Genomic DNA, 25,104 nt, shown 5'->3' with positions numbered 1-25,104 from the left:
AGTAAGGATGAAAACTACTTCAAAACAGTTGCAGATTCAATCGTGACAGTCTTGCTGGGCACGTCCGACATACGTCCCATTTTTGGCGCTGTTGCAAGCATAGTTGGGATCTTGCGAATGGCATCAATGGTTTGCGTACCAGAAATCACTTTCCCGAATACGGTGTAGCCATTGCCCATCGCATTGGGATAATTTAAGCCTTCATTATCTTTAACATTAATAAAGAACTGAGCTGTAGCTGAATCAGGATCTGAAGTGCGCGCCATAGCAATGGTGTAAGTTTGGTTCTTGAGGCCATTTTGAGCCTCTGAAGCTACCGGCGCATTAGTAGGTTTTTGAACTAGGTCTGGAGTAAAGCCTCCACCTTGAATCATGAAGCCATCAATCACGCGGTGAAAAATGGTACCGTTATAAAAACCGCTATTCACATAGTTTAAAAAATTGGCCGTGGTCTTTGGTGCCTTGACCGAATCCAACTCAACAACAAAATTACCCATGGTGGTTTTAAATTCCACCTTAGGACCTGCAAAGCTTGCGGCACTAGCAATCAGGCTGGTGATAATGAATAGAGAAGCAATGATCTTGCGCATAGTAGTAGGTCCTTAAAAATCAAATAAAAAATAGCTAATGACTGATTGTATTGCTCAAAGTCCAGATGGGACTTGGGCGGCATAGCGATAAGCCGCTTCTTCAAACATGTTTGGCCTATCAAGATAATCTAGTACCCAGGCAATGGTGTCTACACCCCAAAAAGCATGGTCATTGATGATGAGGGTTGGCACTCCAAACGCACCATCCGTTTTTGCGCGTTCGGTATTGCTAATCAGCTTTGCCTTAATTTCCGGCGCATCTGGCTTGGGGGTGTCGGCTGATAGGCCAAGGTGTAGACAAAATTCCGGCCAAGATAAATTGGGATCCTTGCCCTCAACCCAAACATACTCGAATGCACGCTCAACCATTTCCCAATCAGCATGTTCTTGAACCAGTAAACGCTGTGCTGCCACTGTAAGAAAGGGGTGATGTTCAGGAAAACGAAAAGGTAAACCTAACTTTTCAGCAAGCCATACACAGTATTGGTAGGTGTGAGGGCGCTTTGCTTCTACTTCACCTGGGCCGCGATTATCTGTCGCTCGAAAGAGGCCGCCGAGCAAGATTGGGACTGGTTCAATATCTATGCGATGATCAAGTTGATGGCGCTGCTTGACATAGAAGTATGAAAATGGAGAAATGATGTCGTAATAAAAAGTCCCTTTAAGAACCTTAGTGCCAGTCTTATCTTGAATCATTTCTTTTTAGACTCCCTGTCTAAATTACGCAAGAACGCCATCTTCTCGGCAATTTGGCTCTCTAGTCCACGATCAACTGGCTCATACCAATGAGGCTCTGCCATTCCTTCTGGAAGGTAGGACTCGCCGGCAGCGTAGGCATGGGGCTCATCGTGCGCATAGCGATATTCTTTTCCATGTCCCAATTCTTTCATGAGCTTGGTTGGAGCGTTGCGTAAATGGTTAGGTACGGGTTTACTTTGATCGTTGGCAACATAGGCTCTAGCGGCATTAAAGGCCTTGTAGCTTGCATTACTCTTGGCAGCAATCGCCAAATAGACGACTGCTTGACCAAGCGCTAGCTCTCCTTCGGGAGAGCCGAGTCTTTCAAAGGTTTGGGCTGCATCGTTTGCTAGCTGCATTGCTCTGGGGTCGGCAAGACCAATATCCTCCCAGGCCATGCGAATAATTCTTCTTGCGAGATAGCGGGGATCAGCACCACCGTCGAGCATTCGGCAAAACCAGTACAGTGCAGCATCTGGATTAGAGCCGCGCACAGATTTATGTAGCGCAGAAATCTGATCGTAGAAGTGGTCGCCCCCTTTATCAAAGCGACGTGCTTGAACAGTCAAAGCATTTTCAATAAATTGCTGGTCTACCATCTCAATATTCGAGTTTGGTGTGGAAACTGCATTGCGTACTTGCTCTACTAAATTGAGTAACCTCCTAGCATCACCATCTGCATGCTCTATGAGGCTGTCTATTGCTGGTGATTCAAACTGGATACCAGGCATGGCATATTCACGTGCCCGATCAAATAATTGCTTAAGCTCCTCAGTGCTTAATGATTTGAGTACATAGACTTGTGCGCGCGAGAGGAGGGCTGAGTTAACTTCAAATGAGGGGTTTTCGGTGGTGGCGCCAATGAAGGTAAACAACCCAGACTCAACATGGGGCAATAAAGCATCTTGTTGGCTTTTATTAAAGCGATGGATCTCATCTACAAACAAAATAGTTTGTCTGCCGTATTGAGACATGCTCTGTTGGGCCTGTTCAATAGCTTCACGAATTTCTTTTACACCGGCAAGAACAGCTGATATTGCTATGAATTCTCGGTCAAAGGCTTTTGCTGAAAGTCTTGCTAAGGTAGTCTTACCAACACCTGGCGGCCCCCAAAGAATCATTGAATGCGGCTTGCCAGAAGCAAAGGCGAGATTAAGTGGCTTACCGGAGGCTAGTAGATGTGTTTGTCCAATAACCTCTTCAATGCTTGATGGGCGCAAGGCTTCCGCCAATGGAGGCGGAGGCGCTTGATCAAATAGATTGCCCATTTTTAAGGATTTAGTTTTGTACAAACAAAATAACTAGCGCGGCCCAAATTAAGCAGCTGACAGAAACAAATGTCAGTCGATTGCGCAGGGTGATAAAAGCTGCGCAAGCCTCTTCACTAGAAAAATAGTACTGATAGGTTTCTTTATCAATATTGCGCTGTATCACCAATGCTGATGCCAAGATTACCAAGCCAACCGGAATATAAATATGTAACGCAACCCAGGCTACTATTGCTGGTATCACACCCCAAATCCAGGCGTTGCGGTCTTCCCAGCGGTCGCCCGGAGGTGCCTTCCCCAGCGTATGTAAATTAGCACCCCAATGTAATGCGCCCATAAAAGCAGTAATCACAGCCCCATAACCGGCTAGTGATTCAGCGCTTAAGTAGTTGAGTGGAGTTGGTGCAAGCTGCACCATTAAAGCGAGACTCACAAAAGGGATGAGACCAGCGTAGGCTAATTTACGAACAAGAGGGGGTAATGGGTTCACAAAAACTTCTTTACTCGGATTAATGGATGATGGGATGAAAAATTATTGATCGTAGGTATAGACGCCACGACCCGTCTTGCGGCCGAGATATCCTGCTGCAACCATCTCACGAAGCAATGGGCAAGGGCGGTACTTGGAATCACTGAAGTTCTCAAAATAAACTTCCATTACCGCCAAGCAGGTATCAAGACCAATCAGGTCAGCTAAAGCAAGTGGGCCAATGGGTTGATTGCAGCCCAATTTCATACCAGCATCAATGTCCTCCGGGCTAGCTAGCCCTTCGTGCAGGACAAAGAAGGCTTCATTAATCATCGGCAACAAAATGCGATTGACAACAAAGCCGGGTGAGTTCTTGACTGTGATGGGCTCTTTACCAATACGCTTAGCCATTTCAATAATGGCTGCGTGTGTTGCATCAGAGGTTTGCAAACCTCGAATCACCTCTACCAAGGCCATCATTGGCGGCGGATTAAAAAAGTGCATACCGATAAAGCGACTTGGGTTGGAATCTAAAGCAGCAAGCTTGGTAATGGATAGTGAGGAAGTATTCGTAGCAATAATGGTTTCTTTGTCGACAATCTCATCAACTTGTTTCAAGATCTTCTCTTTAATGGCTTGATTCTCAGTGGCAGCTTCAATCACCAATTGCAGACCCTTAAAGTCAGAATAAGATGTGCTTCCCTTGATCCGGCCTAATGCAGCATCTTTGTCTTTTGCTGTGAGAGTTTCCTTTTTGACGAGGCGATCTAAGCTCTTGCTGATTTGACTCAAACCACGTTCAACAGCAGCGTCATTGATATCCACCATTACAACATCAAGCCCTGCAACAGCGCAAACCTGCGCAATGCCATTGCCCATCGTGCCCGCGCCAATAACTCCGACCGATTGAATCTTCATGCTATTTCCTTTTTTGATACTGTGATGAACCAAATAATTGTTCTCTTGCTTTATCGTCATGCAAGGGCTTACGTAATGCGGTTAATACTTCAACACCACGCTTGACAGCAGGGCGCTCACCAACCATTTCAAACCACCGCTTGAAATGCGGGTACTCATCAATCTCAATCCCTTGGTTTTTCCAGTTTCGCGTCCAAGGAAAAATTGCAATATCCGCAATGGAATAATTTTTACCAGCAATATAGGGATTATCTTGCAGTTGATGATCTAACACCCCGTATAAGCGCTTAGCTTCATTAGTGTATCGAGTGATTGCATAGTCTATTTTTTCTGGTGCATAGAGCCGGAAATGGTGGTTTTGCCCCAATAGAGGCCCCAAGCCACCCATTTGGAACATGAGCCATTGCAAGACTTCGTATTTACCTCGAGTGGATTTGGGTAAAAATTTTCCCGTTTTGGATGCTAGGTAGAGCAGGATTGCTCCAGACTCAAAAAGGTGGATTGGTTTGCCATCAGGTCCTTGTGGATCCACGATGGCGGGAATTTTATTGTTCGGACTAATTGCCAAGAACTCTGGCTTGAATTGATCGCCAGCCCCAATATCAATTGGATGGGCAATCCAGTCTTTGCCTAGCTTATATCCACATTCCTCAAGCATGATGTGCACCTTATGACCATTTGGTGTTGGCCAGCTATAAACATCAATAATGTCTTTCTTGGGTTTGCTTATTGCCACGATGAATTCCTCTTCTACAGGGTTTGTAAACGCTCTAATGCTTTTGAAAGCGTCTCTTCTTTTTTAGCAAAACAAAAACGGATTACGCCAGACTCAACCGGATGGGCGTAAAAAGCGGAAACTGGAATAGCAGCAACACCAATCTTGGTGGTAAGCCACAAGCAGAAATCAGCTTCCCCCATCTTCGCTTGAGGGATCTGTAAATTTGTGTAATTGACACACTGAAAATACGTTGCTGGAGCTGGTAATAATTCAAAGCCTGTTTCAGTCAAGCCCTTACTAAAAAAATCCCGCTTAGCTTGATAAAAGGATGACAGTCCTAAGTAGTGATCTGGATTCTCAAGGTACTTGGCCAAACCAAATTGCATTGGCGTGTTTACTGTGAACACATTGAATTGATGTACCTTGCGAAACTCCGCCATCATCGATGCGGGGGCAGCAACATAACCCACTTTCCAGCCGGTGACATGGTAGGTTTTACCGAAACTCGATATCAGAAAACTTCGCGCTGCTAACTCAGGATGGCTGGCTATGCTAGCGTGTTGATGCCCGTCGTACACCATATGCTCGTAGACCTCATCACTTAAGATCAATGCATTGGAGTTTCTGACTAAATCTGCCAGGCGATCTAGATCCGTCTTTTGCCAAATCATCCCAGTTGGATTATGGGGAGTGTTGATGATGATGAGTCGTGTTTTTGGATTAATAGCTTTAGCTAAATCATCCCAAGGTATTGAGTAAGAATTCACACTACCTTGATCATCGCGATTAGCGATTAAAGATACGGCAATTACTTTTCCGCCAGCCAATTCAATTGAAGGTCGATAGCTATCGTAGGCTGGCTCAATGATGACAACTTCATCGCCTGCGCTGACACATGACAAGATAGCCGTGAGAATTCCTTGGGTGCCCCCAGCGGTGATAGTAATTTCTGTATCGGGGTTGTAGTCATGGCTATACAAAGCGGATATTTTTTTTGACACGCCTTGACGTAAGTCCGCAATCCCGATCATTGGTGGATATTGATTGTGATCAGACAGCATTGCTGTATTGACCTGAGATATGAGTTCCCGATCACAAGGAAAGTCTGGAAAGCCTTGCCCTAGATTGATTGCTTTGTGCTCTGTAGCGAGGGCCGACATGACTGTAAATACCGTGGTTCCTACCTCAGGTAGGCGACTGGGAAATACTGGCGTCAGAAGGGGGTTTTGGTTCATGCGGATGGTTTAGGGCAAATAAGGTAGGTAGTCGCTAGAATGGGAGTAATTCATTCTCAAATTGTGCCATGTTGATCGTCCTTTCACCTGCTAAATCCTTAGATTACAAAACCCCTGCCAAGGTTAAGGCTCCGACCTTGCCTGAGTTCGTCTCGGAATCAGCTAAGTTGATAGCTGACTTAAAGAAACTCTCCCCTCAGGAGGTTGCCAATCTGATGGGCTTATCGGATCAGCTAGCTGCGCTGAATGTGGGGCGCTATCGTGACTGGTCTAAGAAATTTACTGATGAGAATAGCAAGCCAGCGATTTATGCCTTTGATGGCGATGTCTATGATGGATTTGACGTGAAGACGCTTGATGCCAAGGCGATTGCTTTTGCCCAAGATCATGTGCGCATCCTGTCAGGCTTGTATGGTGCTTTGCGCCCCTTAGATTTAATGCAGCCTTACCGCCTAGAAATGGGCACCCCTTTCAAAAATGCTCGAGGTAAAGACCTGTACGCGTTTTGGGGTGAGCGCGTGACCAATTCCTTGAAGGCGGTTCTGGAAAAGCAAAAGAAACCTGTTCTCCTCAATTTAGCTTCTGAAGAGTATTTCAAGTTATTGCAGGCGAAGAACTTGGATTGCCCGGTAATCTCCCCAGTATTCCAAGATGGTAAAGACGGTAAATTCAAAATCATTTCCTTCTACGCTAAGCGAGCTAGAGGTTTAATGGCACGTTATGTGGTTGAGAATCGCATTACTGATCCAGTAGATTTGAAAGGCTTCAATTTGGATGGTTACAAATATGTTGCCTCTGAATCTAAGCCAGAGAAGCCCATGTTTAGACGACCTGAAAGAAAGTAGGAGAGTGCACCATGGCCGTTCATCGCACTAAATCCTCGCAGCGCACCTCACCGGATGTCGAACGTCTTGTAGCGGATGCTATTTCTTTGGCGGCCTCCGGGAGTCATATTGAGGACCAATATTGGGAAGAGCGCTTAAATGTTCGCTTAATGCGCCTTCTCAAAAGCCAAAATCAAAATGTAATTGATGCCGCTCTTGATCAAACATTTCGAATTAATACTGTAGCCTTCGAGGTGCTTGCAGATTGCGCTGAGACCTTGGCAGAGTCTTTGCTTATGGTGCATGAGGATCAGAATTGGGATGTGCTTTTATTGGCCTTACCGATCGTTGCACATACCCGCTATCAGATTCCTTCAGGTGCGCTTCCAGTGAGCGTCATTGAATCTACGGCTGCCGCACTGCATAGCTCAATTGCTTCTACTGATGCGCGCCTAGCCATTGTTCCCTGGCTTTACAGCATTGATCAGATGCCGCACTCGCATTGTCAAACGCGCCTACTTACAGAGGCCTTAGCAAGCGCTGCTATTAGCGCTAGTGAGGTGAAGTTAGAGTTGCGAGAGATGTCAGAGACCATTGCAGTTTTGGCCGATCCGCGCTTCATTATTGCTGCTGTTGCTGCACCTTCTGGCTCTCCACTTTTCAGATGGCAAGCTGATGCACCAACACGTCAAGAGCGTGGTGTCAGCTTGATCGGTTGGCAAAACATGATGCAAGAACCTATTGCCGCACTTTTACCGGGTTGTGAGTTTGAGCTCTTATTGCCAGAAGCATATTTTACGAATTGCCGACTGGCGGATAAGCAGGTCCGTCCACTAAGTATCCGGGCTGCTGTCAATTTTCTTGAGAGCACACTTGGAGTTCTGCCGGCAGGATTGTCTTGCGTAGTAGGGGCATTTGGCGAAGATCAAGCTGATGAGTATCGAATCTCCTTTAGCTTAAAAGGCTCCTCTGAGGTTGTGTATGGTGTGATTTGGCCTTTATACGACCGAGAGAGTGTTGCTAATGATGCGCTCAATGATTTATCGGATGATGAGAGTCCGATGAAGCGAATTGCAGATGCGCTTAGGGATGCCGGGGTTGATGATGTCTTCCGCCATGCAATGCTATTTGACCCAGAGCTTTGCGATGATTGCGGAGCACCACTGTTTCCAGATCGATCGGGTGATGCCGTGCATGCGGAGTTGCCTGATGATGCGCCTACACAGCAACCTTTATTTCATTAGTATTTGAGTAACTCTATAGATCTTGATAAGTAAAAAAGCCGAGAATTTCTCGGCTTTTTTATTGTGGAGTCAGGGCTAAGATTTAGTTCTGTGTAAACGGTTCCGCGTCAGCAAATAAATGAGGAAGGTCGCCCCTTTTCATTTCTGCGGTTTGGCAGAAATCTGCAAGACGAGTTCCAGACTTAATATTAAAAAGCATAGCCTTGTTACCGAGCACCACCAGATCATGCCCGCTGGTAGTATTTTTGTAACGCAAACTACCAGGCAAAGAATTTTCACGAACCAGTTCAAAAGTTTTGGATTGCCATGTTAGGCGAATCTTTTCTATTGTCCCGGTCGTATTAAATTGTTTGCTTTCGCTACAAGTCCAAGTCGATACTGCCTCGCTTGCACTGGCTGTGCCAACAAAGCCAGCAGCCATCATGCTTACGAGGAGAAGGGTACGCTTCATATATGCAGGTCCTTATGAAAGAAGGTGTTTAACGCCTGCTTGTTCTTCAAGCAATTCGTTAAGAGTGTGATTCATGCGCTCACGTGAAAACTCATCGATTTCCAATCCTTCAACCATTTTGTATTCACCGTTTTCGCAAACTACTGGGTAGCCGTAGATCACTTCCGCTGGAATGCCATATTCACCTTTAGATGGAATACCCATCGTGACCCATTTGCCATTCGTGCCGAGAACCCAGTCACGAATATGATCAATCGCTGCGTTAGCAGCAGAAGCAGCAGAAGATAGTCCGCGTGCCTCAATGATGGCGGCACCACGTTTACCAACTGTAGGGATGAATGTATCTTTGTTCCATGCTGGATCATTAATGCTGTCTTTTACAGACTTGCCATCAACTGTTGCAAAGCGATAGTCTGGGTACATTGTTGGGCTATGGTTACCCCAAACAACTAATTTCTCGATATCGGCAACTGGCTTATTCAACTTATTAGCTAATTGTGAAAGGGCGCGATTGTGATCCAAGCGCAACATTGCAGTGAAGTTCTTCGCAGGAATATCTGGAGCAGATTTCATAGCGATGTAAGCATTGGTATTTGCTGGGTTACCAACAACCAATACCTTGACAGTCTTCTTCGCTACAGCATTCAAAGCTTTACCTTGTGCTGTGAAAATCTGAGCGTTGGCTGAGAGCAAATCTTTGCGCTCCATACCAGGACCGCGTGGACGTGCACCAACTAACAGAGCAACATCAATATCCTTAAACGCTGTCATTGGGTCAGAGTGGGCTGTCATGCCTGCCAACAATGGGAATGCACAGTCTTCTAATTCCATCATGACGCCAGCTAAGGCTTTTTGAGCCTTTTCATCTGGAATTTCAAGCAACTGGAGGATTACTGGCTGATCTTTACCTAACAAATCGCCATTGGCGATGCGAAATAGGAGGGAATAACCGATTTGACCGGCTGCACCGGTGACTGCAACACGCATTGGGGCTTTTGCCATTACTAATAACTCCAGTTGAGGTTAATTAATGAAATCTTTTCTATTATCCATTCAAGTGTAGGGACTTTCCATTTACACTGTCAATCATGTCTTATATAAGATATGAGATAAGCTTGAATTTTATCCAATTGAAGACTCTGTGGAGTGAATTTGTCACTAACATCCGAACCAATTGCCTCATTTAGCCCGCTTTATGAGCAAATTAAAGCCATGATTTTGGCTAGCTTGCAGGCCTCAGAATGGTTGCCTGGGGATGCTATCCCCAGTGAAATGGAGCTAGCGGCACGCTATGCAGTGAGCCAGGGGACTGTTCGCAAGGCCATTGATGAGTTGGCAACCCAAAATTTACTTGTACGCCGTCAAGGTAAGGGCACTTTTGTAGCTACCCACCAAGAAGAGGACTTTCAATATCGCTTTTTACGCTTAGAACCGGACTCTGGTGAGAAGTTGCACCTCAAAAACCAGTTTTTAGCTTGCGAGAATGCCCAATCCGACGCCTATACAGCAAAGTTGCTTAAATTAAAGGCAGGTGACCCCATTATTCGAATTGACCGTGTTCAAAGCTATGCGGGTCGTCCGATCGTTTTTGAGGAGATTTGGTTGCCGGAGGGGCGCTTCAAAGGCCTTACGCTTGAAGCTCTTAACTCTTGGCCTGGGCCGATGTATGCCTTCTATGAGTGTCAATATGCCACCCATATGGTTCGGGCTGAAGAGAAAATTAAGGCGGTTTTAGCCAATCCAGAGCTAGCTAACTATCTTCAAGTTCAAGAGGGGTCTGCCTTATTGTCGGTTGAACGTGTTGCTTTTACATACGGGAATAAACCAGTAGAAATTCGGCACGCAAGATATGACACTTCTGATCAGCACTACGACAATAAATTGCACTAGGTAGTACACTAAAAATCAGTAAAAACCACTATTTAACCCCTTTAAACGCTAAAAAGTCCCCACCATCCCCAAGGTTTCCAATAGAATATGTTGCAACACAACAAAACCACACTGAACCTCCACCGAAAGATTGAGATTGCCCATGGTTGATGCACAAGAAAACGTAAAAAAAGATAGACCGGTTTACCGAAATATTGGTCTTGCCCAGTTAATCAAATACCGCCTACCTTGGGCTGGAAAAGTTTCCATTCTTCATCGAATTAGTGGGGCAGCCCTGTTTTTGATGTTGCCTTTCTTGCTCTATCTTTTTGATCAGAGCCTAGCTTCAGAGATGAGCTATCAAAAATTCCAGGCAATCACTGGTCACGTAATCGTAAAACTGATTCTCTTGGGCTTGATTTGGTCTTTCTTGCACCATTTCTGCGCTGGTATCCGCTACCTCTTGTTAGATTTAGAGATTGGCGTTGAAAAGGCGGATGCCAATCGCTCAGCGATCTTTGTATTTTTCTTAGGTCTCGCTTTGACTGCGATTGTTGGTCTAAAACTATTCGGCTTGTACTAAGCACTTCTTCATTAAGGAAATCTAATGCCTATTTATCAAATCGGACCGAAGCGCTTAGTTGTGGGCGCGCACTACGGCCTTAAAGAGTGGATTATTCAACGTGTGACTGCCATTGTTATGGTGGTCTTCACAATCGTATTGTTAGTTGACTATTGCATTACTGGTAGTGCAACTTATGAAGGCTGGGCTGGGTTGTTTAGCAATCAGTTCATGAAGCTATTGACGCTCTTATTCTTCATCAGCTTGTTCTATCACGCTTGGATTGGTATCCGTGATATCTGGATGGATTACATCAAGCCTGTCAGCATTCGTTTAACACTTCAGGTGTTAACTGTTTTGTATCTCGTAGCCTGTGCGGCTTATGCCGTACAAATTTTGTGGAAAGTGTAATTCAATGACCGCGATTAAAAAAGCATTGCCACGCCGCCGTTTCGACGCGGTAATTATTGGTGCAGGTGGTTCAGGTATGCGCGCTTCTTTGCAATTGGCAGAAGCCGGCCTCAACGTTGCGGTATTAACTAAAGTATTCCCAACTCGCTCGCATACTGTTGCTGCACAAGGTGGTATCGGCGCCTCGCTGGGCAATATGAGTGAAGATAATTGGCACTATCACTTCTATGACACCATCAAAGGTTCTGACTGGTTGGGTGACCAAGACGTGATCGAATTTATGTGCCGCGAAGCTCCTAAAGTGGTTTACGAGTTAGAGCATTTCGGTATGCCTTTTGACCGTAATCCAGATGGCACGATTTATCAGCGCCCATTTGGTGGTCACACAGCCAACTATGGTGAGAAAGCTGTTCAACGCGCTTGCGCAGCAGCTGACCGTACTGGTCACGCGATGTTGCACACTTTGTATCAGCGTAATGTCCGCGCAAAGACTAATTTCTTCGTTGAGTGGTTAGCCTTGGATCTCATTCGTGACGACGCAGGCGATGTGGTTGGTGTTACTGCGCTTGAAATGGAAACAGGCCAGGTTTATATCTTGGAAACTAAAGTAGTCATGATGGCTACTGGTGGTGCCGGTCGTATTTGGGATGCATCTACTAATGCATTTATTAATACCGGCGACGGTATGGGTCTGGCAGCGCGTGCAGGCATTCCATTGGAGGATATGGAGTTCTGGCAATTCCACCCAACTGGCGTAGCTGGTGCAGGCGTGTTGTTGACAGAGGGTTGCCGTGGTGAAGGCGGCATCTTGCGTAATAAGGATGGTGAGCGCTTCATGGAGCGTTATGCGCCTACCTACAAAGATTTGGCACCACGCGATTTCGTTTCTCGCTGCATGGACCAAGAAATTAAAGAAGGGCGCGGTTGTGGTCCTAACGGAGATTATGTAGTTCTCGACTTAACGCACATTGGTGCCGAGACCATCATGAAGCGTTTGCCTTCTGTTTATGAAATCGGTATTAACTTTGCTAACGTTGACGTTACTAAAGAGCCAATTCCAGTGGTGCCAACAATTCACTATCAGATGGGTGGTATTCCTACCAACATTAATGGTCAAGTTGTTGTCCCAGCTAATGGTAAACATAACGAAATCGTTAATGGTCTTTATGCAATTGGCGAGTGCTCTTGTGTATCTGTTCACGGTGCAAACCGTTTGGGTACTAACTCATTGCTCGACTTACTCGTATTTGGTCGTGCAGCAGGTAATCACATTGTTGCAATGGATCTCAAGAATCGCGAGTTCAAACCATTGCCTGCAAATGCTGGTGAACAAACAATGGCTCGCATTGCCGCTCTTGATAACTCCACTTCTGGTGAGTACGCACAAGACGTTGCAAACGATATTCGTAAAACTATGCAGAAATATGCTGGCGTATTCCGCAACCAAGAGTTGATGGATGAGGGCGTTCGCCAGATGGCTAAACTCACAGAGCGCGCAAAGCATTTATGGCTCAAAGACAAGTCTGAAATTTTCAATACAGCTCGTATCGAGGCTTTGGAAGTTGCTAACTTGATCGAAGCTGCTAATGCAACGATGATTTCAGCAGCTGCTCGTACTGAAAGTCGTGGCGCACACTCACATGATGACCATCAAGATCGTGATGATGCTAACTGGATGAAGCACACACTTTGGTATAGCGAAGGCAATCGCTTGGATTACAAGCCGGTTGTTCTCAAGCCATTGACTGTTGAGTCCTTCCCTCCTAAAGAACGTACTTTCTAAGCGAAGAGAAATTAAAAATGAGTGATATTCGTATATTTGAAATTTACCGCTACGATCCAGATGTCGATGCAGCCCCACGCATGGAGCGTTATGAGCTTGAATTGACTGGTGAGCGTATGTTGTTAGACGCTTTGATTTCTCTGAAGAAGCAAGACGAGACCATTTCCTATCGTCGTTCTTGCCGTGAAGGTGTTTGTGGCTCTGATGCCATGAACATTAACGGTAAGAATGGTTTGGCTTGTTTAACCAATATGTTGACTTTGCCTAAAGTCATTACATTGCGCCCATTGCCTGGCTTGCCAGTTGTTCGCGATTTGATTGTCGACATGACTTTGTTCTTCAAGCAATATTTGTCTATCAAGCCTTATTTGGTAAATGACAATCCATTCCCTGAGAAAGAGCGTCTCCAGAGTCCTGAAGAGCGTGAAGAGTTGAATGGTTTGTATGAGTGCATCTTGTGCGCATCATGCTCAACTTCATGCCCATCTTTCTGGTGGAATCCAGATAAATTCGTTGGCCCAGCAGGTTTACTACAGGCGTATCGCTTTATTGCTGATAGTCGTGATGAAGATACTGCAGCGCGCTTGGATAACTTGGAAGATCCGTATCGTTTATTCCGTTGCCACACCATCATGAACTGTGTGGACGTTTGTCCTAAGCATTTGAATCCGACCAAGGCAATTGGGAAGATCAAGGAATTGATGGTACGCAGGGCAGTATGATCCTGAGTAATGCAGAGTTATATCGTCTAAAGAGTGATGCCCGCAGGGGTTTACTTGAAAACGATTTAATTCTGCAGCGTTTCTTTGGTCGCTATGGTGATCAACTTAGCGCAGAAGATGGAAAAGTATTAACCCAGCTATTTTCTTTGGAAGATAACGACCTGATGGATTTGTTGATTGGTCGCAAAGATTCTGTAGAAGCGCTGGAAAAAGATTTGCAAGAAGAAGTTGCCTTTAAGGCGGTTTTACAAAAGCTGAGACAGAAGTAATTCAGCCCTTGAATGCAACAGCAGTACAGACGCATGATCAAATAGTGTATTAATCATCAATTTGAATGACTAAGGATTAGAAATGATTGAATCGGACATCAAGGCAAAATTATCGTTTTCGGACGGCACACCAGACATCGACTTGCCAATTTATAAAGGCACGATTGGTCCTGATGTAATTGATATTCGTAAGCTTTACGGTCAAACCGGAAAGTTCACCTACGATTCAGGTTTTTTATCTACAGCTTCATGTAATAGCAAAATCACATATATCGATGGCGATAAAGGTGAGTTGCTCTATCGCGGCTACCCAATTGAAGACCTTGCACATAACTGCGACTTCTTGGAAGTATGCTACCTGCTTCTGAATGGTGAGTTACCAAACGCCAAACAGAAAAAAGATTTTGAACAATTGGTCATGCACCACACGATGGTTCATGAGCAAATGCAATTCTTCTTGCGTGGCTTCCGTCGTGATGCACATCCAATGTCCGTATTGACTGGCTTGGTTGGTGCCATGGCTGCCTTCTATCATGATGAAATTGATTACAGCGATCCTCATGCTCGTGAAGTTGCACAAATTCGCTTGATTGCAAAAATGCCAACTTTGGTTGCGATGGCCTATAAGTATTCTGTAGGTCAGCCATTTATCTATCCAGATAATTCATTGTCATACACTGCAAACTTCATGCGCATGATGTTTGCAACACCATGTGAAGAATACAAAGTCAATCCAGTTTTGGTTCGCGCTTTGGATCGCATCTTCACATTGCATGCCGATCATGAGCAAAACGCATCTACATCAACAGTTCGCTTGTGTGGCTCTTCTGGCACCAATCCATTTGCTGCAATCTCTGCTGGTATTGCGTGTCTATGGGGTCCAGCACACGGTGGCGCTAATGAAGCTTGTTTGCAGATGCTCAATGAGATTCAAGCCAATGGTGGTGTAGATACGATTGGTGAATTTATTGCCCAAGTTAAGGATAAGAACTCTAGTGTTCGCTTGATGGGCTTTGGCCATCGCGTTTATAAAAACTTTGATCCACGCGCCAAATTGATGCGTGAAACATGCCATGAAGTATTGAAAGAGATGGGTCTTGAGAATGACCCATTATTCAAGTTGGCTATGACGCTTGAAAAGATTGCCTTGGAAGATGAATACTTCGTAAGCCGCAAGCTTTATCCAAACGTAGACTTCTACTCAGGAATTGTTCAGCGCGCTCTAGGTGTTCCTACAGAAATGTTCACTTGTATTTTTGCTTTAGCAAGAACAGTAGGCTGGATTGCTCAGTGGGAAGAAATGATTACTGATCCTGAGTACAAGATTGGTCGTCCCCGTCAGCTATATGTTGGAGAAACTTCACGTAAAGTTCCTAACATCACTGTACGTAAATAAAAGTATTAGAGGGCATACATGTCACGCACGCTTTACGACAAATTGTGGGATGACCATGTCGTCTATTCCGAAGAGGACGGCACGGCCACAATTTATATAGATCGTCAGTTATTGCATGAGGTGACGAGCCCTCAAGCTTTTGAGGGATTAAATCTGGCTGGCCGACCAGTGTGGCGAATCTCTGCCAATCTGGCTGTTTCTGACCACAATGTTCCCACCACAGATCGTTCTGAGGGAATTACGGATCCGATTTCGAAGCTACAAGTAGACACGCTGGATCAAAACTGTGATGCCTTTGGTATTACTCAATACAAGATGAATGATCTCCGTCAAGGGATCGTTCACGTTATTGGACCAGAGCAGGGCGCTACATTACCTGGCATGACAGTGGTTTGTGGCGACTCTCATACAAGCACGCATGGTGCATTTGGTGCGCTTGCGTTTGGTATTGGTACATCCGAAGTTGAGCATGTATTGGCCACTCAAACCTTGCTCATGAAAAAGAGTAAGAACATGCTGGTCAAGGTAGATGGCCGCCTGCAACCAGGCTCCACTGCGAAAGACATTGTGCTTGCTGTAATCGGAAAGATTGGCACTGCTGGCGGAACTGGTTACACCATTGAGTTTGCAGGCGAAGCCATCCGCAATTTGTCTATGGAGGGTCGCATGACCCTCTGCAATATGGCAATTGAGGCAGGTGCTCGTGCTGGACTTGTAGCTGTAGACGAAACTACGATCGAATATATTCAAGGTAGACCTTACGCCCCTAAAGGCGAGGCTTTGCGTCATGCCTTACAGTACTGGCGTACTTTGCATTCAGATGCCGATGCGCATTTTGATGCTGTGGTTGAGTTGCGAGCTGAAGAGATCGCACCTCAAGTCACTTGGGGTACTTCACCAGAAATGGTTCTCGCAATTAGCGACCGTGTTCCAGATCCAGAAAAGGAGCTCGATCCTAATAAACGTTCCGCAATGGAGCGTGCGCTAGAGTACATGGATCTTGTTCCAAATACTCCATTAAGTAATATTTCGATTGATAAAGTATTTATCGGATCTTGCACCAATAGCCGCATTGAAGATATCCGCGCTGCGGCAAAAGTGGTTGATCGTCTAGGTAAAAAAGTAGCTGCTAATGTGAAGTTGGCCATGGTCGTTCCTGGCTCTGGATTAGTCAAGGCACAGGCTGAGCGTGAAGGTTTAGACCGCGTATTTAAGGCTGCAGGCTTTGAGTGGCGCGAGCCAGGTTGCTCTATGTGCTTGGCAATGAATGCCGATCGACTCGAGCCAGGTGAGCGTTGCGCATCTACCTCCAATCGCAATTTTGAAGGTCGCCAGGGCAATGGCGGAAGAACGCATTTGGTTAGTCCTGCAATGGCTGCTGCTGCAGCTATTGAGGGTCACTTTGTTGATGTTCGCAAGATCTCTTAAGGAAAAGCACAGTGCCTAAATTATCTTCACTCACCATGATTCAGCGTTTGGCTGCAGTTGCAGTTATTGGAGTACTTCTCTCTGCGTGTGCCAACACCATGGAAGGCGTTGGTAAGGATTTGCAAACGATGGGTAATTCAATGGGTGGTAGCGGCAACAGCAATAACAACCAGTCCCAAACTAAAGGGAAAGATGTGGTTGTAACCCCCGTTAAGTAATTCGGTAGAAGCGAACTGGTAAGACATTATGGAAAAATTTACGGTATACAAAGGATTGGTTGCTCCCCTTAATCGCGAGAACGTGGATACCGATGCCATCATTCCAAAACAATTCTTAAAATCGATTAAAAAAACGGGTTTTGGTCAGAATTTATTCGATGAATGGCGCTATTTGGACCATGGTGAGCCGGGTCAGGATTGCAGCACACGCCCGATTAACCCAGATTTTGTTCTAAATCAGCCACGCTATAAAGATGCCGGTATTTTGCTGGCCCGCAAGAACTTTGGTTGCGGTAGCTCTCGCGAACATGCTCCATGGGCTTTGGATCAATACGGCTTTAGAGCTGTTATTGCACCGAGTTTTGCCGATATTTTTTACAATAATTGCTTTAAAAATGGTCTTTTGCCGATTGTTCTCACTGAACTGCAGGTAGACCATTTATTCAATGAAACCATGGCTTTTAGCGGTTATCAGCTCACGGTAGACCTGCAAGCACAAAAAGTAATTACCCCTGATGGCACCTCCTATAGCTTTGATGTAGCGCCATTCAGAAAGCATTGCCTGCTTAACGGCTTGGATGATATTGGCTTAACCCTGCAACATGCAGATAAAATCAAGGCTTATGAAGCTGAGCGCATCCTCAAGATGCCTTGGCTTGCGACACAACTGCCGTAGTTTTATAGAGTTAGAGGCCTTTCATGAAAATTGCAGTCCTACCGGGCGATGGTATCGGCCCGGAAATTGTTGCTGAAGCCGTTAAGGTATTAAACGCACTCGGCCCAAAATTTGATCTTGAGACTGCTCCTGTAGGTGGGGCAGCTTACGATATTTCTGGTCATCCATTGCCGCCAGCAACTTTAGAGTTGGCTAAGAAAGCGGATGCTATTTTGTTTGGTGCTGTAGGCGACTGGAAATACGACGCCTTGGCTCGTGAACTCCGCCCTGAACAAGCTATCTTAGGTTTACGTAAGCATTTGGAATTGTTTGCCAATTTCAGGCCAGCCATTTGCTATGACGAACTGACAGCTGCTTCTAGCTTGAAGCCAGAAATTGTGAGTGGCCTGGATATATTGATTATTCGTGAGCTGAATGGCGATATCTACTTTGGTCAGCCGCGAGGAATTCGTACTTCTGAGCTACCTTTGTTTAAGGGTGCACGTGAAGGCTACGACATGATGCATTACAGCGAGCCAGAAGTAGAGCGTATTGGTCGCGTTGCATTTGAGGCGGCACGCAAGCGTGGCAAGAAAGTATGTAGCGTTGATAAAGCAAATGTGCTGGAGACTTCACAGTTGTGGCGTGATGTCATGATTCGCGTTGGTAAAGATTACCCTGATGTCGAGTTATCACATATGTATGTTGATAACGCCGCAATGCAGTTAGTCAAAGCGCCAAAAGCATTTGATGTTGTGGTGACTGGGAACTTATTTGGCGACATCCTCTCTGATGAGGCCTCAATGTTGACTGGCTCCATCGGTATGTTGCCATCTGCCTCATTGGATAAAAATAATAAAGGGCTGTATGAGCCAAGTCATGGTTCTGCTCCGGATATTGCTGGCAAAGGTATTGCTAATCCTTTAGCAACCATCCTGTCTGCCGCAATGATGTTGCGTTATTCCTTAGGTATGCCTGCGGAAGCCGATCGAATTGAAGCGGCGGTGCAAAAAGTCTTGTCTCAAGGCTTGCGCACGGCTGACATCTATACCGATGGTACGAAAAAAGTTTCTACCGTTGAAATGGGCGATGCTGTAGTAGCAGCTCTTTCAAAATAAGAGTTTCATATATTTAAATCATTCATCACACTCAATAGATAGTTGATCATCATGGCAAATACAAAAACACCATTAGTAGGCTTAGTCGGCTGGCGCGGTATGGTTGGTAGCGTTCTTATGGAGAGAATGCTCGCTGAGAAGGATTTTGATCTTATTGAGCCAGTATTTTTTAGTACCAGCCAAGCTGGCGGTGAAGTGCCACTCTTAAATGGTCAAAAGGTCACTAAGAGTGAAAATACTTTGCTGGATGCGAATGACATCAAGGCGCTCTCGCGTTGCGACATTATTTTGACTTGTCAGGGTGGCGACTACACCAATGAGATTTTCCCTCAGCTACGTGCCGCCGGTTGGCAAGGTCATTGGATTGACGCTGCAAGTGCATTGCGCATGAAAGATGATGCTGTATTAATTTTGGATCCAGTAAATCGACCTGTGATTGACAAAGCATTAGCAGCCGGTGGAAAAAACTGGATTGGCAGTAACTGTACAGTTAGCTTAATGATGATGGCGATGGGTGGCTTAGTTAAAGCCGACATGGTTGAGTGGATCAGTGCCATGACTTATCAAGCGGCTTCTGGTGCTGGCGCACAAAATATGCGCGAGTTGCTTCTACAGATGGGTGCTTTACGTGATAGCGTAGCAACAGAATTGGCAGATCCATCCTCTTGGATCTTGGATATCGATCGTAAGATTACTGAGACTTTACGCTCACCTGATTTTCCAAAGAAAAATTTCCGCAATACGCCTTTAGCAGGTAGCTTGATTCCTTGGATTGATGTCCCCGTTGAGAATGGTCAAACCAAGGAAGAGTGGAAGGGCGGCGCTGAGTTTAATAAGATTTTAGGTCGTCCTCCATTTAGAACGCCTGGAAGCATTCCAATTGATGGTTTGTGTGTTCGTGTTGGTGCGATGCGTTGCCACTCACAAGGCCTCACAGTCAAACTCAAAAAAGATATTCCACTAAAAGAGATCGAAGCCATTTTGGCCAACGATAACCAGTGGGTTAAGGTCATTCCAAATGATCGCGAGACCACTGAGCGTGAATTGTCTCCAGCTGCAATTAGCGGTACTTTGACTGTGCCTATTGGCCGCCTCCATAAGATGGCTATGGGCCCTGAATATCTTGGTGCATTTACGGTCGGCGATCAACTCCTATGGGGTGCTGCAGAGCCATTGCGTCGCATGCTCCGTATCTTGTTAGAGCACTAATGTTCAGATTTAGCCAGATTCAGTTTGCAAGAGCGCTTTGCTTAGTTTGGCTAAGTTGGTCCTGTGCAGCAGCAGCCATTTCCCTTGGTTCTCCAAAGCTCCTTTCTAGGCCCGGAGAACCACTCAAGGTAGAGTTTCCAATTCGAGTTGGTGCTGATGAGCAATCCGCACTTTCCAGCTTAAATGTCAGTATTGCTAGTAAGACTGCATATGACCGATTAGGGATATCTCAAAAGGTCCTTGATCTCAATCCTCAGGCGATGATTTATCGCAATCAACAAGAGCAGTTGATGATTCTGCTTGAGACAGTTGAATCTGTGCCAATGACAGAGGATCCATTCTTGGATGTTATGGTCACCTTAAATTGGTCTGCGGGAAGCATCACTAAAGCCTACACATTGCTCCTTGGCGACGCTCAGAAAATTCTAGTGAGACAAGGTCAAACCCTTTCTGAAATTGCTGCGCAATTAGCGCCCCAAATGCAGGGCGCAAATCTTGATCAAACCATGATGGCTTTATTTAAAGCCAATCCCGATGCATTTGCTAGTGGCAGCATTAACCGTCTTGAGGCTGGTGCTGAGCTTAATCAGCCGAATCAAGCCTTGTTACGTTCAATTAGTCCGGCAGAGGCTCATCAGTTTGTGGCCGAGTCAAATGCTCAATGGTTGGCCGAACGAGAAACAAGAAGCGGGGTGCAAGGCTCAAATGCTCAAAAGAATAGTCCCGATGCACCAGCTAAAGATAGACTCAAAATTGGATCGAGTACTGAAGGCAGCTCTGAAGAGCGCCGCTATACAGAAGATCTTGTAGCGCAAGAAAAAGCACTTGAACAAACACGAATTCGTGTTGCTGAACTTGAAAAGAATATTGCTGATTTGCAACGCCTTCTTGACCAAGCTAAAGGCAAGACAGCAGAGCCTGTAAAAAATGATGGTTCTTTTGGCATGGGTGGTTTTGCACCAGCAATCTTCGCATTAGCATTGATGGGGCTTACTGGTTTATTGCTCTGGTTGCTAGCCAAAAATGCTCGTCGCTCCGAAGCTCGAAATTTTTCAGAGAGTATTCCCAATGAAAATGCTACCCCTCAACAGCATCATTCTTCGAATACTGCAATGCCGGATCGTGCTAAGGCATTATTCGCTGGAATTGATCTCGACTTGACGCCTGTTAAAAAACCGACTCAGCCTCCAGTTGCTGAGATTAATCCGCTGGCTGATGCTCTTCGTGTGAAGTTAAATTTGGCTCGGGCGTACATCACGATTGAAGATTTCGCCGCAGCCAAAAAATCTCTTCAAGAAATTGTCCACATTGGAAGTTCAATTGATCCTGCAATTACGGTTGAGGCTCAAGGTCTACTGACCGAGTTGTCGCAGAGAGATTCTTAAACGTTACTATGCGTATCGCCTTAGGCCTTCAATATGATGGCAGCCCTTATTCAGGATGGCAGTCCCAAGTAAATCGGAATACGATTCAAGATGAGTTAGAAAAGGCTATTTCTGCCTTTGTTGGGACAGATGGATTGAAATCCAATCCTATACGTGTCATTACAGCGGGCAGAACAGATACGGGCGTCCATGCTTTAGGTCAGGTCGTTCACTTTGATGTTGAGGTTGAGCGAGAGAGCTGGTCTTGGGTTAGAGGGGTTAATACTTTCTTGCCAGAGTCGATTGTGGTTAATTGGGCTCAAGTGGTGCCAGAAGAGTTTAGCGCTCGTTATTCTGCACATGAGCGCACCTATATTTACGCATTACATGCTGGCCCATGCCGTTCTCCTATGGCAGTAGACCGCGCGGGTTACGTCATGCTGCCAGCAGATCGCTGGTTTGATGTGGATGCCATGAAAGATGCTGCTCAATGTTTGATTGGTGAGCATGATTTCACCTCATTTCGATCTTCGGAGTGTCAAAGTAAGACCCCAGTAAAGACGATGTATTCCATCGAAATTTTCTCTGATGAGCCTTGGCTCTATTTAAAGATTAAAGGGAATGCTTTCCTGCATCACATGGTTCGTAACTTAGTTGGTAGTTTTATCCAAATTGGTATTGGCAAGCAAAAAGCAGGGTGGATGGCAGAAGTCCTAGCGGCAAAGGATCGTAGTATTGCGGCGCCTACGTTCTCACCGGCCGGTCTCTATTTAACTCAAATTGGCTATCCAGACGAGTTTCAGATCCCCAGGCCATGGCTAGCTAATTCTTGGTTGCCTAAGGCGGTTTACGCCTAGGCAGGCCATTATTTGCCTAAGGCCTTATCATTTCCCATATGGGCTTACTTACTAACTCTCTTGGCCGTACTAGGGTCAAAATCTGCGGCCTCAAGACGCCTTCAGATGTTGATGCTGCTGTAGCTGCCGGCGTAGATGCAGTTGGCTTTGTTTTCTATCCGCCAAGCCCAAGGGCCGTTAGCCCTAATATTGCTGCCGCATTGATTTCCAGGCTTCCGGCTGGGGTTGATGCCGTGGGCTTGGTCGTTAACGCCTCAGATGCCGAATTTGAGGCTATTCGGGCAGCTGCTTCGATCACTTTATGGCAGTTTCATGGGGATGAGTCTCCGGCCGAATGCCAGCGCCTAGCGGCAGGTCAACCCTGGATGAAGGCGGCTCGCGTTGGAGCAGGCTTCGCCTTTGACGATTTTTCCCTACAATACAGGCAAGCAAATGCCTTTTTGCTCGATGCTCTCGTTGAGGGCTATGGAGGAGGGGGCGTTCCTTTTGATTGGTCAGGAATTCCACAAGCATGGATAAGCGCAAACGCGCCTCAGGTCGTTTTGAGTGGTGGATTGAACGTTCACAACGTGGGCGAAGCTATTGCTCGTCTTCATCCTTGCGCGGTTGACGTCTCAAGCGGCGTAGAAATCAGCAAGGGTGTAAAAGATCACGCCTTGATGAAGCAGTTTATCGAGGCAGTGCGAGCGGCAGACGCAAGCACATCACCTTAATTATTTGCTGTAACTAATCAAAAGAGGTATTTATGTACGATAAGCCAGATGCACGAGGACATTTCGGTCCTTACGGTGGCGTATTTGTTTCTGAGACACTCATGTTTGCTTTGGATGAACTCAAAGCAGCTTACGCAAAATACCAACACGATCCAGAATTCTTAGAAGAGTTCCATTACGAGCTCAAACATTTTGTAGGTCGTCCTTCACCTGTGTATCACGCCAAGCGTTGGAGTGAAATGTTGGGTGGTGCGCAGATCTATCTCAAGCGCGAAGATTTAAATCACACTGGCGCTCACAAAATTAACAATGTGATTGGTCAAGCAATGCTGGCTAAACGTATGGGTAAGCCACGCATCATTGCTGAAACAGGGGCAGGGCAGCATGGTGTTGCTACAGCAACAATTTGCGCTCGCTTTGGTTTAGATTGCACTGTGTATCAAGGTTCTGTTGACGTAGCACGTCAAGCGCAAAACGTATTTCGTATGAAATTACTTGGTGCAAAAGTAGTTCCTGTGGAATCAGGAACGAAGACTCTCAAAGATGCGCTGAATGAGGCGATGCGTGATTGGGTTACTAACGTAGAAGATACTTTCTACATCATCGGTACTGTTGCAGGTCCCCATCCATATCCCATGATGGTCCGAGATTTTCAGAGTGTCATTGGTGAAGAGTGCAAAGTACAAATGCCAGAGATGACTGGCCGTCAGCCTGACTATGTCATGGCATGCGTTGGCGGTGGTTCTAATGCAATGGGTATTTTCTATCCTTATATTGATTACCCAGAAGTGAAATTGGTTGGTGTTGAAGCTGCAGGCCATGGTTTAAATAGCGGTCTTCATTCTGCCGCGCTTTGTGTCGGTAAGCCGGGCGTATTGCACGGTAACCGTACTTATCTATTGCAAGATGAGAATGGTCAGATTTCTGAAACACATTCCGTTTCAGCGGGCATGGATTATCCCGGTGTTGGGCCTGAGCATGCCTGGTTGAAAGATTCGGGCCGTGCTGACTATGTTGCGGTCACGGATGAAGAAGCCTTGAAAGCATTTCATGATTGTTGCCGTATCGAGGGCATCATTCCGGCGTTAGAGTCCTCGCACGCAATTGCCTATGCTTGCAAATTAGCGCCAACACTTTCTAAAGATAAGACGATCTTGGTAAATCTCTCTGGTCGCGGCGATAAAGATATGCATACCGTTGCTCAAGCTACTGGCTCCGAAGGTTAATTCGAAGTCACTCACGAACTTACATAAAAATAATAACTACGAATTGCCATGTCAAAAATTACTGCACTGTTTAATGAACTAAAGGCTACTGGAAAAAAAGGATTGATTCCTTTTATTACAGCAGGCGATCCTGATCCAAAACTCACTGTTGATTTAATGCACGCATTAGTTCGTGGTGGCGCTAATGTTATTGAGCTCGGAGTGCCTTTTTCTGATCCAATGGCAGATGGTCCGGTGATTCAACGTTCGTCTGAAAGAGCGCTCACTCAGGGTGTGACTTTGCATGGCTGTTTGGAGATGGTGAAGGAGTTTCGCAAGCTTGATAGCAATACCCCAGTAGTTTTGATGGGATATGCCAATCCTGTTGAGCAGATGGGTGCAGAACGCTTTGCAACAGAGGCTAAAGCTGCTGGTGTTGATGGTGTTCTTGTTGTGGATTACCCGCCAGAAGAGTGTGAGGACTTTGCTGCTCGAATGAAAATTGCTGGTGTTGACCCAATTTTCCTATTGGCGCCTACTTCATCACCAGAACGCATAAAAGATGCAGCCAAAATAGCTTCTGGTTATATCTATTACGTCTCTATGCGGGGTGTAACTGGTGCCTCCCACCTAAATACCCAGGATGTGGCCAGCATCATCCCTAAGATCCGTGAAGCCACTCCAATCCCGATTGCGGTGGGTTTTGGCATTAATGATGCTGAAAGTGCCCGTGCAGTATCAAAAACAGCGGATGCGGTGGTAATTGGCAGTCGAATTATTCGTCTTTTAGAGGATTCTGCCCCTGGCCAGGCGGTACAATCGCTGGAAACCTTTATACGTGAAATTCGCGTCGCTTTAGATAGTTAATGC

Annotated in this window: 28 protein-coding genes; 19 read left to right on the top strand and 9 right to left on the bottom strand. The window is 45.8% G+C overall.

Features of this window, described 5'->3' with window-relative positions:
- Positions 1-14: 14 nt before the first annotated feature.
- From A2X74_RS08580 to A2X74_RS08550, 7 genes are read right to left on the bottom strand one after another with little or no spacing between them, the layout of a single operon-like run.
- The gene (locus A2X74_RS08580; protein WP_293626959.1) at positions 15-590 is read right to left on the bottom strand and encodes a peptidylprolyl isomerase; all 576 of its coding nucleotides are present in this window, start codon (positions 588-590) and stop codon (positions 15-17) included.
- Between the two features lie 54 nt (positions 591-644).
- A complete protein-coding gene (locus A2X74_RS08575) occupies positions 645-1,286 on the bottom strand; it encodes a DsbA family protein (protein ID WP_293626961.1) in 642 nt (213 codons plus the stop codon).
- Positions 1,283-2,596, bottom strand: a complete 1,314-nt coding sequence (locus A2X74_RS08570) for a replication-associated recombination protein A (RefSeq protein WP_293626963.1) — start codon at positions 2,594-2,596, stop codon at positions 1,283-1,285. Before A2X74_RS08570 ends, A2X74_RS08575 begins: the two co-directional genes overlap by 4 nt.
- Positions 2,597-2,606: 10 nt before the next feature.
- Positions 2,607-3,086 carry a DUF3429 domain-containing protein gene (locus A2X74_RS08565; RefSeq protein ID WP_293626965.1) on the bottom strand — a complete coding sequence of 160 codons (480 nt, stop codon included), beginning with the start codon at positions 3,084-3,086 and terminating at the stop codon, positions 2,607-2,609.
- 42 nt (positions 3,087-3,128) lie between these two features.
- Positions 3,129-3,983 (bottom strand): 3-hydroxybutyryl-CoA dehydrogenase, encoded by an 855-nt coding sequence (locus tag A2X74_RS08560; protein ID WP_293626967.1) that lies wholly within the window; start codon positions 3,981-3,983, stop codon positions 3,129-3,131.
- A 1-nt stretch (position 3,984) separates the two neighbouring features.
- A complete protein-coding gene (locus A2X74_RS08555; protein ID WP_293627134.1) occupies positions 3,985-4,692 on the bottom strand; it encodes a glutathione binding-like protein in 708 nt (235 codons plus the stop codon).
- 41 nt (positions 4,693-4,733) lie between these two features.
- Entirely contained in the window at positions 4,734-5,936 is a 1,203-nt protein-coding gene (locus A2X74_RS08550) for a methionine aminotransferase (protein WP_293626969.1), read from the bottom strand.
- A gap of 68 nt (positions 5,937-6,004) precedes the next feature.
- On the opposite strand from A2X74_RS08550, the gene yaaA reads away from it, so the two are divergent.
- Both yaaA and A2X74_RS08540 read left to right on the top strand, forming a co-directional pair.
- Positions 6,005-6,781: a peroxide stress protein YaaA gene (yaaA, locus tag A2X74_RS08545; protein WP_293626971.1), complete on the top strand. Its 777-nt coding sequence runs from the start codon at positions 6,005-6,007 to the stop codon at positions 6,779-6,781.
- An 11-nt stretch (positions 6,782-6,792) separates the two neighbouring features.
- Positions 6,793-8,004: a DUF2863 family protein gene (locus tag A2X74_RS08540; protein ID WP_293626973.1), complete on the top strand. Its 1,212-nt coding sequence runs from the start codon at positions 6,793-6,795 to the stop codon at positions 8,002-8,004.
- 82 nt (positions 8,005-8,086) lie between these two features.
- Here A2X74_RS08540 and A2X74_RS08535 read toward each other — a convergent pair whose 3' ends face one another.
- Both A2X74_RS08535 and A2X74_RS08530 read right to left on the bottom strand, forming a co-directional pair.
- Positions 8,087-8,455, bottom strand: coding sequence for a hypothetical protein (locus A2X74_RS08535; protein WP_293626975.1), 369 nt, complete (start codon positions 8,453-8,455; stop codon positions 8,087-8,089).
- A 12-nt stretch (positions 8,456-8,467) separates the two neighbouring features.
- A complete protein-coding gene (locus A2X74_RS08530; protein WP_293626977.1) occupies positions 8,468-9,457 on the bottom strand; it encodes a malate dehydrogenase in 990 nt (329 codons plus the stop codon).
- A 150-nt stretch (positions 9,458-9,607) separates the two neighbouring features.
- Between A2X74_RS08530 and A2X74_RS08525 the strand changes: the two genes are divergently transcribed.
- The 17 genes from A2X74_RS08525 (at position 9,608) to trpA (ending at position 25,101) form a co-directional block, all read left to right on the top strand.
- Complete coding sequence (locus tag A2X74_RS08525; RefSeq protein WP_299765296.1) at positions 9,608-10,345, top strand: GntR family transcriptional regulator; 738 nt, start codon at positions 9,608-9,610, stop codon at positions 10,343-10,345.
- 142 nt (positions 10,346-10,487) lie between these two features.
- Entirely contained in the window at positions 10,488-10,907 is a 420-nt protein-coding gene (gene sdhC / locus A2X74_RS08520; protein ID WP_293626981.1) for a succinate dehydrogenase, cytochrome b556 subunit, read from the top strand.
- Positions 10,908-10,931: 24 nt separating this feature from the next.
- Positions 10,932-11,297 (top strand): succinate dehydrogenase, hydrophobic membrane anchor protein, encoded by a 366-nt coding sequence (gene sdhD, locus A2X74_RS08515; RefSeq protein WP_215374285.1) that lies wholly within the window; start codon positions 10,932-10,934, stop codon positions 11,295-11,297.
- 4 nt (positions 11,298-11,301) lie between these two features.
- Entirely contained in the window at positions 11,302-13,080 is a 1,779-nt protein-coding gene (sdhA, locus tag A2X74_RS08510; protein ID WP_293626984.1) for a succinate dehydrogenase flavoprotein subunit, read from the top strand.
- Positions 13,081-13,097: 17 nt separating this feature from the next.
- Positions 13,098-13,802, top strand: a complete 705-nt coding sequence (locus tag A2X74_RS08505) for a succinate dehydrogenase iron-sulfur subunit (RefSeq protein WP_015421181.1) — start codon at positions 13,098-13,100, stop codon at positions 13,800-13,802.
- Entirely contained in the window at positions 13,799-14,071 is a 273-nt protein-coding gene (locus A2X74_RS08500) for a succinate dehydrogenase assembly factor 2 (RefSeq protein WP_293626987.1), read from the top strand. The genes A2X74_RS08505 and A2X74_RS08500 overlap by 4 nt, the downstream gene beginning before the upstream one ends.
- Before the next feature lie 82 nt (positions 14,072-14,153).
- Positions 14,154-15,467, top strand: coding sequence for a citrate synthase (gene gltA / locus A2X74_RS08495; RefSeq protein WP_293626989.1), 1,314 nt, complete (start codon positions 14,154-14,156; stop codon positions 15,465-15,467).
- Positions 15,468-15,485: 18 nt separating this feature from the next.
- Complete coding sequence (leuC, locus tag A2X74_RS08490) at positions 15,486-16,895, top strand: 3-isopropylmalate dehydratase large subunit (RefSeq protein ID WP_293626991.1); 1,410 nt, start codon at positions 15,486-15,488, stop codon at positions 16,893-16,895.
- An 11-nt stretch (positions 16,896-16,906) separates the two neighbouring features.
- Positions 16,907-17,113: a hypothetical protein gene (locus A2X74_RS08485; protein WP_293626993.1), complete on the top strand. Its 207-nt coding sequence runs from the start codon at positions 16,907-16,909 to the stop codon at positions 17,111-17,113.
- Between the two features lie 28 nt (positions 17,114-17,141).
- Positions 17,142-17,789: a 3-isopropylmalate dehydratase small subunit gene (leuD, locus tag A2X74_RS08480; RefSeq protein WP_293626995.1), complete on the top strand. Its 648-nt coding sequence runs from the start codon at positions 17,142-17,144 to the stop codon at positions 17,787-17,789.
- A 23-nt stretch (positions 17,790-17,812) separates the two neighbouring features.
- Complete coding sequence (leuB, locus tag A2X74_RS08475; protein WP_293626997.1) at positions 17,813-18,886, top strand: 3-isopropylmalate dehydrogenase; 1,074 nt, start codon at positions 17,813-17,815, stop codon at positions 18,884-18,886.
- A 51-nt stretch (positions 18,887-18,937) separates the two neighbouring features.
- Complete coding sequence (asd, locus tag A2X74_RS08470; RefSeq protein ID WP_293626999.1) at positions 18,938-20,095, top strand: aspartate-semialdehyde dehydrogenase; 1,158 nt, start codon at positions 18,938-18,940, stop codon at positions 20,093-20,095.
- Entirely contained in the window at positions 20,095-21,480 is a 1,386-nt protein-coding gene (locus tag A2X74_RS08465; RefSeq protein ID WP_293627001.1) for a FimV/HubP family polar landmark protein, read from the top strand. Before asd ends, A2X74_RS08465 begins: the two co-directional genes overlap by 1 nt.
- A gap of 8 nt (positions 21,481-21,488) precedes the next feature.
- Positions 21,489-22,316, top strand: a complete 828-nt coding sequence (truA, locus tag A2X74_RS08460) for a tRNA pseudouridine(38-40) synthase TruA (RefSeq protein WP_293627003.1) — start codon at positions 21,489-21,491, stop codon at positions 22,314-22,316.
- A 38-nt stretch (positions 22,317-22,354) separates the two neighbouring features.
- Positions 22,355-23,029, top strand: a complete 675-nt coding sequence (locus A2X74_RS08455; RefSeq protein WP_293627005.1) for a phosphoribosylanthranilate isomerase — start codon at positions 22,355-22,357, stop codon at positions 23,027-23,029.
- 32 nt (positions 23,030-23,061) lie between these two features.
- Positions 23,062-24,255 (top strand): tryptophan synthase subunit beta, encoded by a 1,194-nt coding sequence (trpB, locus tag A2X74_RS08450; protein ID WP_215333246.1) that lies wholly within the window; start codon positions 23,062-23,064, stop codon positions 24,253-24,255.
- Between the two features lie 48 nt (positions 24,256-24,303).
- The gene (gene trpA / locus A2X74_RS08445) at positions 24,304-25,101 is read left to right on the top strand and encodes a tryptophan synthase subunit alpha (RefSeq protein ID WP_293627012.1); all 798 of its coding nucleotides are present in this window, start codon (positions 24,304-24,306) and stop codon (positions 25,099-25,101) included.
- Positions 25,102-25,104 lie beyond the last annotated feature (3 nt).

The organism is Polynucleobacter sp. GWA2_45_21 (assembly GCF_001830325.1).
Taxonomy (GTDB): Bacteria; Pseudomonadota; Gammaproteobacteria; order Burkholderiales; family Burkholderiaceae; genus Polynucleobacter.
The sequence above is the reverse complement of the archived record's forward strand: the minus strand, read 5'-3'. Positions and strand labels throughout refer to the sequence as shown.